We start from the raw sequence: 13,901 nt of genomic DNA, 5'->3' as shown, positions 1-13,901 counted from the left end.
TCCAGGGCTCAGGACAGCAGGCCGCGCACCACCCGGAGCCCGACCGAGAGGCGCGCCAGCTCGGCGGTCTCCTCGCGGCAGATCTCCTCGAGCGTGTCGGCCGAGCGACCGACCAGCTCCGCGTCGGACTCCTCCCACGCCGCGACCCGCACCGGGGCGGGGTCGTCGGCGCTGGTGGACTCCAGCACCTGCGCGGTGAGCTGCTGGTGCACACCGTAGAGGTCGTCGCGCACCGCCGCGCGGGCCATCGTCTGCCAGCGGTCGTCGCGGGGCAGCGCGAAGATCCGCTCGACCAGCGCCGGGAGCCCGAGCCGCTCGCCGAGCGCGTAGTGCACGCGCGCCACCTCGACCGGGTCGATGCCGAGCCGGTCGCCGGTCTCCACGATCCCGAGGGCGGCGTACGCCGACGCGAGCACGGCCACCCGTGACGCGAGGTCGGCCGGCACCCCGTGGTCGCTGAGCCGCGACTCGCGGGCCCGGAAGTCGTCCAGCTCGCGACCGCTCATCACCGACGGCAGCGCGGCCATCACGGCCTGCACCCGCTCACGGAAGAAGTCGACCGTCGCCCGGGAGTCGAGGGGCGGGCGCCGGTTGGTGACCAGCCACCGCGAGGCGCGCTCGACGAGCGTACGCATCTCGATCCGCATCCGGGTCTGCCGCTCGGCCGGAACCTGGTTGTCCAGGGCCGCGATCTCCTGGCGCAGCGGCAGCGAGCCGAAGATCTCGCGAGCCACGAAGTTGGCGCGGGTGAGGTCGGCCGGGCTGGCACCCGTCTCCCCCTGGAGCCGCGGCCAGAAGGTCATGCCCGCGCCGTTGACGAGGTCGTTGACGACCTGGGTCACGATGATCTCGCGGCGCAGCGGGTGGTCCTCGATCTCCGACTCGAGGTCGGCCTGCATCCGCTGCGGGAAGTAGGCCAGCAGGTCCTCGCGCAGGTAGGGGTCGTCGGGCAGGTCGGAGTCGATGAGCTCCTCGGCCAGCACGATCTTGGTCCAGGCGAGCAGCACCGAGAGCTCGGGCGCCGACAGCGCCTGCTTGCGGTCGAGGCGACGCCGCACCTGCCGGGTCGAGGGCAGCCCCTCGAGCTCGCGGTTGAGCACCCCGCGCTTCTCCAGGGCCCGCATCCACTCCTCATGGACGTGGAGCAGCGAGGGCGCGTGGGCCTCGGCGTTGGCGAGGGCGAGGTTCTGCTCGTAGTTGTCGCGCAGGACGAGCGAGCCAACCTCGTCGGTCATCGACGCGAGCAGCTCGTTGCGTCCCGGCTCGTCCATCTCGCCCGAGCGGACGACCCGGTCGAGCAGGATCTTGATGTTGACCTCGTGGTCGGAGGTGTCCACACCGGCGGAGTTGTCGATGAAGTCGGTGTTCATCCGGCCGCCGTTGCCGCCGGCACCGAAGCGCGCGTACTCCACCCGGCCCAGCTGCGTGAAGCCCAGGTTGCCGCCCTCGCCGATGCACCTCGCGCGCAGGTCCTCGCCGTTGACCCGGATCGCGTCGTTGGCCTTGTCACCCGCGTCGGCGTTGGTCTCCTCCGACGACTTCACGTAGGTGCCGATGCCGCCGTTCCAGAGCAGGTCGACCGGCGCGACGAGGATCGCCTTCATCAGCTCGGCCGGAGTCATCGCGCTGACGTCCGCGCCGAGCCCCAGCACCTCGCGCACCTGCGCGGAGACCGGGATCGACTTCGCGGAGCGGGGCCACACGCCGCCGCCCTCGGAGATCAGCGAGGTGTCGTAGTCCTTCCAGCTCGAGCGCGGGAGGTCGAAGAGCCGCTGCCGCTCGACGTAGGACGACGCGGCGTCGGGCGCCGGGTCGAGGAAGATGTCGCGGTGGTCGAAGGCGGCGACCAGGCGGGTGTGCTCGGAGCACAGCAGGCCGTTGCCGAACACGTCGCCGGACATGTCCCCGATGCCGACGGCGGTGAAGTCCTCGGCCTGGCAGTCGACGCCCATCTCGCGGAAGTGCCGCTGCACCGAGACCCACGCACCCTTGGCGGTGATGCCCATCGCCTTGTGGTCGTAGCCCACGGAGCCGCCGGACGCGAAGGCGTCACCGAGCCAGAAGCCGTAGTCCTTGGCCACGCCGTTGGCGATGTCGGAGAACGTCGCGGTGCCCTTGTCGGCGGCCACCACGAGGTAGGAGTCGTCCCCGTCGTGGCGTACGACCTCGCGCGGCGGCACGGTGTCGCCGTCGACGAGGTTGTCGGTGATGTCGAGCAGGCCCGAGATGAAGGTCTTGTAGCAGTCGACGCCCTCGGCCAGCCACGCGTCACGATCGCCCGGGTCGGGGAGCTGCTTGCAGAAGAACGCGCCCTTCGCGCCGACGGGCACGATGACGGTGTTCTTCACCATCTGCGCCTTGACCAGCCCGAGCACCTCCGTACGGAAGTCGTCGCGTCGGTCGGACCAGCGCAGACCACCGCGGGCGACCGCACCGAAGCGCAGGTGCGAGCCCTCGACGCGCGGGCTGTAGACGAAGATCTCGTAGCGCGGGCGCGGCTCGGGCAGGTCGGGGATGGCCGACGGCTCGAGCTTGAAGGACATGTAGTTGTGATAGGGCACGGCGGGGTGGACGCCGCCGGCGGAGGTGGTCCGCTGGAAGAAGTTGGTGCGCAGGGTCGCCCTGATCAGGGTGCGGTAGGACCGCAGGATGCGGTCGTGGTCGAGGCTGACCACGTCGTCGAGGGCCTTCGCGAGCCGCTCCTCGACCGCCTCGATCTTCGCGACGCGGGCCTCGGCGTCGGCGTCGAGCGCGCGGTCGCCGCGACCCGGGTCGAAGCGCGACTCGAACAGCTCGACGAGCAGCCGGGTGATGTCGACGTTGCTGCGCAGCGCCTCCTCGATGTAGTCGAGGGCGAAGGGCGAGTTGCCCTGCTTGAGGTACTTGGCGTACGCCCGCAGCACCGTGGCCTGGCGCCAGGTCAGCCCGGCCGCGAGGACGAGCTGGTTGAAGCCGTCGATCTCGTTGTAGCCGTCCCACACGGCGCGCAGCGCCTCGGCGAACAGCGTCCGCTCGTGAGGCGGCAGCACGCGACCGTGGCGCAGCCCGAACTCGTAGATGTGGGACGGCCGCGACAAGCCGACGAGCTCGTAGGGCCGCTCGTCGACGACCTCGACGCCCATCGAGGTGAGCATCGGCAGCATCGTGCTGAGCGACAGCGGCTCGCCGACGCGGAACACCTTCAGCCGGGACTCGCCGCGACGGTAGGAGCCACCCTCCTCGTCCTGGTCGAAGAGCGCGAGGTCGATGCCCTGCTCCCCCTCGATGGCCTCGATCCGGCCCAGGTCGGCGGACGCCCGCTGCGCGGAGTAGTCCTCCTTGTAGGCCTCCGGCCACGCGTCGGCCCAGGCGCGCGCCAGGCGGGAGCCGTCGCCCTCGCCGTGCTCGTTGACGACCGCGGTGATGAAGTCGTCGCGCCACGAGCGCGACGCCTCGGTGAGGCGGCGCTCGAGGTCGGTGACGTCGATCTCGGGGATGGTGCCGCCCTTGGGCGGGTGCACCACGAAGTGCACGCGCGCCGTCGTCGACTCGTTGACCCGGACGGTGAACTCGACGTGCTCGCCGCCGAGCTGCTCGCGCAGGATGTCGGAGAACCGCTCGCGGACGGCCGTGCTGTAGCGGTCGCGGGGCAGGTGGACGAGCACGGAGACGTAGCGGCCGTAGGTGTCGCGCCGCACGAACGCCCGGAGCTGCCGGCGCTCGCGCGCGAACATCACGTCCTGCACCACCGGCGCGAGCTCCTCCGGGGAGGTGTGGAACAGCTCGTCACGCGGGTAGTTCTCGAGGGTGTCCATCAGCGCCTTGCCGGCATGGCTGCGCGGGTCGAACCCGGCGCGGGCCATCACCTCGGCGGCCTTCTCGCGCAGGACCGGGATCCGGGTGATCGACTCGGTGTAGGCGGCGCTGGAGAAGAGGCCGAGGAAGCGGCGCTCGCCGACGACCTCGCCGTCCGGGCCGAACGTCTTCACGCCGACGTAGTCGAGGTAGGCCGGGCGGTGCACCGTGGCACGCGAGTTGGCCTTCGCCAGCACGAGCAGCGCCTTCTCGCGGGCCTTCGCCTTCGCGATCGGCGGCAGCTTGGCGAACGCGCTCGACAGGTCCTGGTCGTGCCGCAGGATGCCGAGCCCCGAGCCGGGGACGGCGCGCAGGCCGCACTCGTCGGGGGCGTCCTCGTCGGCCTCGAGGTGGTACTCCCGGTAGCCGAGGAAGGTGAAGTGGTCGTCGGACAGCCAGGTGAGGAAGTCGCGTCCCTGCCGCACCTCGGCGTCCGGGAGCGGCGGCGGGTCGTCGCTGAGCCCGGTGACCACGTCCAGCACCTGGGCGTGCATCTTGGCCCAGTCCTCGACCGACTCGCGGACGTCGCGCAGCACCCGCTGGACGCCCTCGGTGATCTCGGCGGCCTCCTCGTCGTCGGTGCGGTCGATCTCGACGTGCATCCACGACTCGACGGCGTCACCGCTGTCCTTCGGGTCCTCCGTCACCTCGTGCGCGTGGACGTGCTGGAGCTCGCCGGTGATGTCGCGCTCGACCGAGAGCTGCGGGTGGATGACGGAGTGCACGTTGTGCCCGAGCCGGTTGAGCTCCATGGTCACGGAGTCGACGAGGAACGGCATGTCGTCGGTGACGACCTCGACGACCGAGCGACCGGCCGAGGACCAGCCGGACTCGGCGACGGTGGGCGTGACGACCCGGACGGCCGCGGTGCCCTGGGGACGGGACGAGGCGAGGTCGCGGTGCGAGACCAGGGCGCCGAGGAGGTCCTCCGGGGAACGCTCGGCCACCTCCTCGGGAGAGACGTGCCGGTAGTAGGCACGGAGCAGGTCACCCCAATCAGGCCGTGTCCGTGTCGCCTCGTCGAGCTGCTGGTCCTTGGTCTCCTCGGGCGTCGCCACGCACCGACCATAGAACCCGTCGAGTGACGGTCACAACACAGGTCCCTACCGGCGCGTAACGCTCTCCGGGCGGCCGTCGTTCAGTCCATGATGGGGCAGGATCCGGGTCCTGTCGACGGACCCACGACGACACGGAGATGCGGGTGACCCGATGAGCACGAAGCTCACCAAGAAGCTCACGTACGACGCCACGGCCGAGGCGGTCGCGGCGATGCTCGACGACACCGGGTTCCGCGAGGAGGTGCTCGAGAGGCAGCGCGTCGTGCGTGGATCGGCGGTCATCGACGGTGACGTCGTGACCATCGAGCAGGTGCGTTCGGCCGACGACATCCCGTCCTTCGCGAAGAAGTTCGTGGGCGACGAGATCCTCATCGTGCAGACCGAGAACTGGACCTCGCCGACGTCCGCCGACGTACGCCTCACGATCCCCGGCAAGCCGGGAGAGGCCGTCGGGACGATGGAGCTCGTCGAGTCCGGCGGCACCACCACGGAGACGATCGACCTCGACCTTACGGTCAAGATCCCCTTGGTCGGCGGGAAGATCGAGCAGCTCATCGCCGGGATCTTCTCCGCTGCCCTCGACGTCGAGCAGAAGGTCGGCCGGGAGTGGCTCGCCCGTCCATGACCGACCTGCTGCGCGAGACCTACGCCGCGCTCGCCTCGGTCGTCGAGGAGCTCGAAGAGCACCACGCCTGGGTGGCGACCGCGTGCGTGGGCTGGACCGTGCACGACCTGGTGTGGCACCTCCACGCGGATGCCGTCCGTGGACTGGTCGCGGCGCACACGCCGGCCGACCGGAGTGCTGACTGCGACGCGGTGGCGTACTGGCGCGCGTGGGGCAGCGACCCCGACACCGACGAGCGGAACCGGCGGATGACCCGCGTGGAGGCCGGGCTCCACACCTTCACCGCGCTGCGCGACCGCTACCTCGAGGCCTCGTCAGCAGCCGTGCGGGCCGTGTCCGACCTGCCCGACGCGACGGTCGTCCTGACCCAGGGGCACGCCATCGGCGCGCGCGACCTCGCCAGCACGCTGGCCGTCGAGGCGACCCTCCACCACCTCGACCTCGTCGCCCACCTCGGCGGTGCCGCCCCACCCACGCAGGCCGGTCTGGTCGAGGTGCGGTGCGTGGTCGAGGGGCTGCTCGATCGGGCGCTCGGGTGGAGCGACGAGCGTGTGGCGCTGGTCGGCACCGGGCGCGCGGAGCCGACGCAGGACGAGCTGGACGAGCTCCGCGGGGCCCGGATCCCGGTCTTCAGCTGACGGGCGGGCCGCCGCGCTCGGACTCCTCGGAGGCGTCCTCACGCCGGCGCAGCCACACCACGACTCCCAGCACGACGAACGGCCCGAAGGCGAGCAGGATCGTCAGCGCCTGCTCGAACGGGTGCAGCGCACCCATGTGCCAGACCGTGGCGACGAGGGGTCGGAGCACGCCTCAGCCCTGGTGCGGGTAGCGGTGGTCCTTCGGCGGGACGAAGGTCTCCTTGATGGAGCGGGGCGAGGTCCAGCGCAGCAGGTTGACCGCCGCGCCGGCCTTGTCGTTGGTGCCCGACGCGCGACCGCCACCGAAGGGCTGCTGGCCGACGACGGCACCGGTCGGCTTGTCGTTGATGTAGAAGTTGCCCGCCGCGAAGCGGAGCGTCTTGCGGGCCCAGGCGATGGCCGCGCGGTCCTGGGCGATGATCGCGCCGGTGAGGGCGTACGGCGCGAACGACTCCATCTGCGCCACGACCTGCTCGAAGCGGTCGTCCTCGTAGACGTGGACGGCGAGGATCGGGCCGAAGTACTCGTCCGAGAACATCTGGTCGGTCGGGTCGGTCGACTCGACGATGGTCGGCCGCACGAAGTAGCCGACCGAGTCGTCGACCTGGCCGCCGGCCAGGACGGTGAGGTGCTTCCGGCGCTTGGCGCGGGCGATCGCGGCCTTGTGCTTGGCGAACGCGCGGTCGTCGATGACGGCGCCCATGAAGTGGGACAGGTCGGTGACGTCGCCCATCGACAGCGCCTCGGTGTCGGCGATCAGCTGGTCCTTGATCGTGTTCCAGACCGAGCGGGGGACGTAGGCGCGCGAGGCGGCCGAGCACTTCTGGCCCTGGAACTCGAACGAGCCGCGGATCATCGCGACGCGCAGCACGTCGGGGTCGGCCGACGGGTGGGCGACGATGAAGTCCTTGCCGCCGGTCTCGCCGACGATCCGCGGGTAGGTGCGGTAGCCCGCGATGTTCTGCCCGATGGTCGACCACAGGTGCTGGAAGGTCGGCGTCGAGCCGGTGAAGTGGATGCCGGCGAGGTCGCGGTGGGTCAGGGCCACCTTGGAGACGTCGAGGCCGTCACCGGGGAGCATGTTGATGACGCCGGGCGGCATGCCGGCCTCCTCGAGGAGCTCCATCGTCAACGACGCGGCGTGCTGCTGGGTCGGCGACGGCTTCCAGATGACGGTGTTGCCCATCAGCGCCGGCGCGGTCGGCAGGTTGCCGGCGATGGCGGTGAAGTTGAAGGGCGTGATCGCGTAGACGAAGCCCTCGAGCGGGCGGTGGTCCGTCCGGTTCCAGATGCCCGGGCTGTTGGCGATCGGCTGGTCGGTGAGGATCTGCTTGGCGTAGTGGACGTTGAAGCGCCAGAAGTCGATGAGCTCGCAGGCGGCGTCGATCTCGGCCTGGAAGGCCGTCTTCGACTGGCCGAGCATGGTCGCGGCGTTGAGCCGCTGGCGCCACGGGCCGGCCAGCAGGTCGGCGGCCTTGAGGATGATCGCGCACTTCTCGTCGAAGGGCATCGCGCGCCAGTCGGGCGCGGCGGCGGTGGCGGCCTTGATGGCGGCCTCGGCGTCCTTGGTCGTCGAGTTCTTCAGGGTGCCCAGGACGTGGGCGTGGTCGTGGGGCTGGACGACCTTCATCTCGGCGCCGCCGCCGTTGCGCCGCTTGCCGCCGATAACCGCGCGGTAGGAGTGCTGCTTCTTCTCCTGGACGGCCAGCTCGGTGATGAGCGCCTCGCGCTCCGGGCTGCCCGGGGCGTAGGTGAGGTTCGGCTCGTTGGTCGGGGCCGGCGGGAAGGTGATCGCGTCCATGCGGCTGATCGTGTCAGAGACGGGCGCGCCCCTCAAAGGCGGGAGATGAGGTCGCCGACCTCCTGCGTCGCCCACCACGCGAGGTCGTCGTCGGGATCCGCGTCGTCACGGTCGTCGACGTGCACGGCGACGACGTCGCGCCAGGCGACCGGGGCGTCTGCGGTCGCCGTCTCGACGACCACCACGACGCGTCGACGACGGCCGTCCGGCAGGCCCGGCAGCAGCTCGGCCGAGGCGTCCGCAGCCGTCATCAGGGCGGCGTACTCGGTCTCCTCGCCGTCGTCGACCGCCACGATGGCGCCCGTCGCGTCGAGCGCGGTGCCGTCCCACTCCTCCGCGAGGCGCGGGAGCGTGGTGGGGAGGTAGCGGCGCGTCACTTCTTGCGTCCCCTCGGAGCGCGGGGCCGCGAGTCGCTGGCCGAGTCGTTGAGCTCCTCGAGCGACTCGAGCACGCACTGGCCGAGCACGTCGGCGTCGGGTACGGCGTCGCGGTCGGCGGTGATGCCGTAGAAGACGCCGCCGTCGTAGGACGTGACGCCGATCGCCAGCGGGTGGTCGGGCAGGAGCGGGTGCACCGGGTAGGACTCGAGCATCCGGGCGCCATCGGCGTAGAGCGGGAACTGGGGGCCGGGCACGTTGGTGATCGAGACGTGGAAGGCCCCGCGCGGCTCGGCGGCCGCGACCCGGGAGCCGAGCGCGTGGAAGGTCGTGGGCGCGAACCCGGCGATCCCCGACAGCCGCCGCGCGGACACGTTGCGGCCGTTGTCGCGGTGGGCCTTGAGGTCGTAGCTGACCTGGTGGAGCCGCACCACCGGGCTGGGCTCGCTGATCGGCAGGTTCACGAGGTGGCCGGTGATCTGGGTGCCGAGCGACGTCGCCTCGAGCTCGGCGTCGATCACCGACATCGGCACGATCGCCTTGATCGTCCTCAAACCGCCCATCGACTCCGCACGCGTCATCAGCCAGCCGCGGAGCCCGCCCGCGAGCGTCGCGAGGATGACGTCGTTGACCGTGCCGCCGTGCACCTCGCGGATCTTGCGATAGTCCTTGAGCTCGGTGCGGACCGTGACGAACCGGCGCTGCTGCGAGAGCTTGCGGTGGACCGGTGTCGAGTGGACGGGGCCGCGGCCCGCGAGCGCGCTGGCGACCTCGGCGATCCGGCCACCCGTGGCGGAGGCCTGACGGGCGACGGACTCCGCGTTGGCGCGCGTCGTCGACCACAGGGTGCTGGGGCTCTCGATGCTGTCGGTGACGGCGTTGAGCGCGGCCGCGACGGGACCGGCCGTACGCCGCGGGCGCCAGTCGTCGTCGTGACCGAGCGTCGACCGGTCCGGCGAGGTGTCGAGCAGGACCTGGCCGATGTCGACGGTCTCGCGACCGTCGACGAGGATCTGGTGGCTCTTGGTCAGCAGGGCGATCCGGCCCTCGGCGAGCCCCTCGACAAAGTAGACCTCCCACAACGGGCGGCTCCGGTCGAGCGGGCGGGACGCGATGCGGGCGACGAGCTCGCGGAGCTGGTCCATCGTCCCCGGCCGCGGCAGCGCGGAGCGGCGTACGTGGTAGCCGAGGTCGAAGTTCTCGTCGTCGACCCAGGCCGGGTTGGCGAGCCGACCCGGCACCACCTGGAGGCGCTGGCGGTAGCGCGGGACGAAGGCGATCCGGTCGGCGATCAGGTCGACGAGGCGGTCGTGGTCGAAGCCGGACGCACCGGGGTCGAAGATCTCGACGGTCGCGTTGTGCATCGGCGTCGTGGGGGACTCAGCGGCCAGGATGGCCAGGTCCCGCGGCCTCAGCCGCTCACTCATGCACGTACTCGCTTCGCTCCGTGCGCGCATGAGGCACAAGTCACGCGGCGCTCGATGATTCGCTCGCTCCGCTCACTCATGCACGTACTCGCTTCGCTCCGTGCGCGCCTGAGGCACAAGTCACGCGGCGCTCGATGATTCGCTCGCTCCGCTCACTCATGCGTGCCCTCTCGTCGGCGATCTTGCTCCGCATGGGATTCTGGCAGACATGCGCCTGTCCACCCTTGCCGCTCCCCTCGCCCTGGTCCTTGCGATGTCCCTCACCGCCTGCGGGAGCGACGACGCCGATCCGCCGAGCAGCTCGCAGGGAGCGACCCAGGACGGGGACACGGTCGCGGTGACGGTGACGCGCGAGGGCGACGAGTTCACCCCCAACGGCGAGCGGGTCGAGCTCGGGGTCGACCAGACGCTGGTGCTCACGATCGAGTCCGACGAGGCCGGTGAGCTCCACGTGCACAGCACCCCCGAGCAGGAGATCGCCTACGACGCCGGCACGTCCGAGCACGAGCTCGTGATCGACCGTCCCGGCGTCGTCGAGGTCGAGAGCCACGAGCCCGACGTGGTCCTGCTCCAGCTCGAAGTCCGGTGACCGGGCTGAGCGTGGGCGGCTCGATCTCCGCCCACGGCCTCGGCGGTGCGAAGGACCTGCCGATCCCGTCGGAGCTGGCGATCGCCGGCGCGGTCGCCGCGCTGGTCATCTCCTTCACGGTGCTGGCGATCGCGTGGCGCGAACCGCGCTACGACGCGGCCACCAGCGGCCGCCCCGCGCCCGAGTGGCTCGACCGGCTCGTCTCCTCGCCCGGGCTCGCGATCACCGGCCGGGTGTTCGGGATGGTGGTCTTCCTCTACGTCGGCGCGGCGGCCGTCCTCGGCAAGGACTCGTTGATCAACCCGTTCCTCGGGACGTTCTACGTCCTGCTGTGGGTGGGCCTCGTGCCGGCGTCGCTGCTCCTCGGGCCGTTCTTCAAGGCCATCAGCCCGGCGCGGACGATCAGCATGCTCTTCGCGAAGATCTCCGGGGTGCCCGCCGGCGAGGGCCTGCGGCCCTACCCCGAGCGTCTCGGCTACTGGCCCGCTGCCGTCGGGCTCTTCGCCTTCGTGTGGCTCGAGCTGGTCTACCCGTCCTCGACGGCTCTCGGTCCGGTGCGCCTGTGGTGTGCGGCCTACCTCGGCATCATGCTCATCGGCTCCGCCGTGTGGGGTACGACCTTCCTCGCGCGGGCCGACCCGTTCGAGGTCTACTCCTCGCTGGTCGCCAAGCTCTCGATCTGGGGGCGCCGCGAACCCTTCGAGACGGTCGCTGGGCGACCTCCTCAGGGCAAGGGACAGCTGGTGTTGCGCAGCCCCCTGGCCAACCTCGACACGGTCGTGGCGCGGCCCGGCCTGGTCGCCGTGGTGGGCGTGCTGTTCGGCAGCACGGCGTTCGACTCGTTCCGCGAGTCCACGCCGTGGCTCAAGCTCGTGCAGTCGCTGTCGGCGTCACGGATCCTGCCCGACACGGTCGCGCTCATCGCGTTCTCCGCCGGGGTCGCGATCGTCCTCACGATCGCCACGATGGCCACCGGCGTCACGAGCGACACGCCCCGGCGAGCGTTGCCGTCCCTGTTCGCCCACTCGGTCGTGCCGATCATCGTGGGCTACATCGTGGCCCACTACCTGACCTACCTCGTCGAGTACGGCCAGCGCACCCTGGTGCAGCTGAGCGACCCGTTCTCGCGGGGCGACAACTACCTCGGCACGGCCGACCTCCAGATCAACTACTGGCTCTCGGAGCACCCGACGTTCCTGGCAGTGACCAAGGTCGTCGCCGTGGCGCTCGGCCACGTCGTCGGCGTGGTCGCCGCGCACGACCGCGCGATCAGGCTCCTGCCGCGGCGGCACCAGCTGACCGGTCAGCTGCCCCTGCTCGTGGCGATGGTGGGATTCACCGTGGGAGGTCTCTACCTGCTGTTCGCTGCGTGATGACGCGGCCGTCGGACAGGCTGACCGGACCGTAGGGCCAGCCCCCGGGGAGCGCCTCGACGACCTCGACGATCTCGCAGCTGCCGAACGGGTCGACCACGTCGAGCGGGTCCCGGTAGCCGACGAAGACGACGCGGTCGGCGGCGCCGTTCTCCTGCGTGCCGTCGTCGCAGCGGATCTTGTCGACGAAGCCGTCGGGCAGGACGTAGATGGTGTCGTTGCCCTGCTCGGAGAAGACCTTGTCGGCGCCCGGACCGAGGAAGACGGTGTCGTCGCCCTCGTCACCCTTGACCAGCCAGTCGTTGCCCTCGCCGTCGATCAGCACGTCGTTGCCGGCTCCGCCCTGGATGGCTCCATCGTCGCCGGGACCGCCGTCGATCCAGTCGTCGCCCGCGCCACCGATCTGCTTGTCGGAGCCGTCGCCGCCGAACAGGCGGTCGTTGCCGTCGTTGCCGCCGAGCAGGTCGTTGCCCGCCTCGCCGTAGAGCACGTCGTTGCCGACGTTGGCCGCGAGGATGTCGTCGCCGTCGCCGCCGTAGACGCTGTCGTCGCCCGAGCCGCCGTCGATCTTGTCGTTGCCGGCACCTCCGGCGACCCAGTCGTTGCCGGGCTGCGCGGTGATCCAGTCGTTCCCGTCGTCGCCGTAGACCGTGTCGTTGCCGTTGCCCGCGTAGACCTTGTCGTCGCCGCCGAAGCCCTTGACGCTGTCACGCCCGCCGAGCGACATGATGAAGTCCGCTCGGGCTCGACCGTTGATGATGTCGTTGCCCGTGGTGCCGCGCGCCTGCTTCGCCGCGAGGGCGGGCGTCGCAGTGAGGGCAAGGGCGGTCAGCGCAAGCACGCCGACACGAAAAGGTCGCAGCACGGGGTTCTCCTCAAGGATCAGGTCTAAAAGTACGACGAACCTTGAGGATTTGGGGAATTTCTACCGACTTTTACTTCGGCGTTGCCTCCGTTTGCCGCTCACAGGTCGGATCGAGGTCGGGAAGACGGCGTCGGCGAGCGCGGTGATCCCGTGCACGAGCGCGGAGTCGCCGACCTCGGCCAGCGGGCTGCCGGACACCAGTGCGCGGTCCAGCCCGGCGCGGTCCTCGGACAGGAAGTGGAGCCCGGCGACCCGGCTGAACCCCTCGACCATGCCGGCGATCTCCTTCTCCGACCACCCGATCGAGCCGCGCATCCGGTTGACGACGACCCGGACCGGGACGCCGCCGAGCCGGTCGCGGACGTCCACCAGCCCGCGCGCCAGCCGGGCCAGCCCGACCGGGTCGGCCGCTCCGACGACGACCACCTCGTCGGCCAGGTCGAGGGCCGCGAGCGTCAGCGCGTTGCGGCCGGGACGCCCACCGAAGTCCTGGCCGGCGTCGTCCTCGAGGCTGAACCCGGTGTCCACGACCACGTGCCCGGTGGTGCTCGCGCGCTCCAGCAGCTGGTCGACCTGGGCCGCGCGCACCTCGCGCCACCGGTCGGCGCGCGGCAGCCCGGTCACCACCGCCAGGTGCTCCCCCACCCCGCGGCACACCGAGGCGAAGCGCTCGTCGAGCTGGCCCGACGCCGCGAGTCGCGACGCGGACAGGATCCCCGACACCTCGTCGAGGATGCCGAGCTGCTGGGCGACCGAACCGCCGTAGGGGTCGAGGTCGGCCAGGACCACGCCGACCTGACGACGGGCGACCTCCCACGCCAGGTTGGTGGCCACGGTCGTACGACCCGGGGCGCCGGCGGGACCCCACACGACCACGATCCGCCCGGAGTCGACCACCGGCTCGGGACCGGACGGCGCGAGGGCGTCGCCACCCTCACCACGCGCACGGGTGTCGCCCTCCTCGACGGCGGTGACCACCTCGGGCAGCGTCGCCAGCTCGCCCGCGCCGACGACGGCTGCGATGCCGAGGCGCTGGGCGTGCTCACGCACGTCGAGGTCGTCGGACCGCGTCGAGGTCACCGCGACGGGGCGTACGGCGTGCCGGCGCAGGTGGGCGACGCTCGCGGGGTCGAGGCCCGGTGCGTCGAGCGCGACCACGGCGACGTCCACCTGGCCGCTGGTGACCGAGGCGAGGAGGTCGTCGACGTCCACGCACCGCTTGAGCACCACCACCCCGGGGTGGGCCTCGAGGTCGGCCAGCGCCGGGGACTCCCATGCCTCACCCGCCGCCAGCAGCAGGACGCAGATCACGGC

The 13,901-nt window shown here is 71.2% G+C and carries 11 protein-coding genes; 4 read left to right on the top strand and 7 right to left on the bottom strand.

The window, feature by feature from the left end; all coding sequences use genetic code 11:
* Positions 1-8 precede the first annotated feature (8 nt).
* Positions 9-4,892, bottom strand: coding sequence for an NAD-glutamate dehydrogenase (locus JI751_RS19270; protein ID WP_201940269.1), 4,884 nt, complete (start codon positions 4,890-4,892; stop codon positions 9-11).
* Between the two features lie 151 nt (positions 4,893-5,043).
* On the opposite strand from JI751_RS19270, the gene JI751_RS19265 reads away from it, so the two are divergent.
* Positions 5,044-5,517, top strand: coding sequence for a DUF2505 domain-containing protein (locus tag JI751_RS19265; RefSeq protein ID WP_201940267.1), 474 nt, complete (start codon positions 5,044-5,046; stop codon positions 5,515-5,517).
* The gene (locus JI751_RS19260; protein WP_236666575.1) at positions 5,514-6,155 is read left to right on the top strand and encodes a maleylpyruvate isomerase N-terminal domain-containing protein; all 642 of its coding nucleotides are present in this window, start codon (positions 5,514-5,516) and stop codon (positions 6,153-6,155) included. Before JI751_RS19265 ends, JI751_RS19260 begins: the two co-directional genes overlap by 4 nt.
* On the opposite strand, the gene JI751_RS19255 is transcribed toward JI751_RS19260, so the two are convergent.
* Genes JI751_RS19255 through JI751_RS19240 form a run of 4 tightly spaced genes read right to left on the bottom strand, consistent with a single transcriptional unit; the run spans position 6,148 to position 9,760 of the window.
* Entirely contained in the window at positions 6,148-6,324 is a 177-nt protein-coding gene (locus JI751_RS19255) for a hypothetical protein (RefSeq protein ID WP_201940263.1), read from the bottom strand. The two genes, JI751_RS19260 and JI751_RS19255, sit on opposite strands and share 8 nt — an antisense overlap.
* 3 nt (positions 6,325-6,327) lie before the next feature.
* Positions 6,328-7,956 carry an L-glutamate gamma-semialdehyde dehydrogenase gene (gene pruA / locus JI751_RS19250; protein WP_201940261.1) on the bottom strand — a complete coding sequence of 543 codons (1,629 nt, stop codon included), beginning with the start codon at positions 7,954-7,956 and terminating at the stop codon, positions 6,328-6,330.
* 32 nt (positions 7,957-7,988) lie between these two features.
* Positions 7,989-8,333 carry a DUF6912 family protein gene (locus tag JI751_RS19245; protein WP_201940258.1) on the bottom strand — a complete coding sequence of 115 codons (345 nt, stop codon included), beginning with the start codon at positions 8,331-8,333 and terminating at the stop codon, positions 7,989-7,991.
* A complete protein-coding gene (locus tag JI751_RS19240) occupies positions 8,330-9,760 on the bottom strand; it encodes a WS/DGAT/MGAT family O-acyltransferase (protein ID WP_201940255.1) in 1,431 nt (476 codons plus the stop codon). The genes JI751_RS19245 and JI751_RS19240 overlap by 4 nt, the downstream gene beginning before the upstream one ends.
* A gap of 208 nt (positions 9,761-9,968) precedes the next feature.
* Here JI751_RS19240 and JI751_RS19235 point away from each other — a divergent pair, with 208 nt between their 5' ends.
* Entirely contained in the window at positions 9,969-10,349 is a 381-nt protein-coding gene (locus JI751_RS19235) for a hypothetical protein (protein WP_236666574.1), read from the top strand.
* The gene (locus JI751_RS19230) at positions 10,346-11,722 is read left to right on the top strand and encodes a hypothetical protein (RefSeq protein WP_307814388.1); all 1,377 of its coding nucleotides are present in this window, start codon (positions 10,346-10,348) and stop codon (positions 11,720-11,722) included. The genes JI751_RS19235 and JI751_RS19230 overlap by 4 nt, the downstream gene beginning before the upstream one ends.
* On the opposite strand, the gene JI751_RS19225 is transcribed toward JI751_RS19230, so the two are convergent.
* Both JI751_RS19225 and JI751_RS19220 read right to left on the bottom strand, forming a co-directional pair.
* Positions 11,685-12,563 (bottom strand): calcium-binding protein, encoded by an 879-nt coding sequence (locus JI751_RS19225; RefSeq protein WP_201940253.1) that lies wholly within the window; start codon positions 12,561-12,563, stop codon positions 11,685-11,687. The genes JI751_RS19230 and JI751_RS19225 overlap by 38 nt on opposite strands.
* An 84-nt stretch (positions 12,564-12,647) precedes the next feature.
* Positions 12,648-13,898, bottom strand: coding sequence for a CpaE/TadZ family protein (locus JI751_RS19220; protein ID WP_201940252.1), 1,251 nt, complete (start codon positions 13,896-13,898; stop codon positions 12,648-12,650).
* Positions 13,899-13,901 lie beyond the last annotated feature (3 nt).

The organism is Nocardioides baculatus (assembly GCF_016735675.1).
Classification (GTDB): domain Bacteria; phylum Actinomycetota; class Actinomycetes; order Propionibacteriales; family Nocardioidaceae; genus Nocardioides; species Nocardioides baculatus.
Note: the sequence above shows the minus strand (reverse complement) of the source record. Positions and strands in the feature narration are given on the sequence as shown.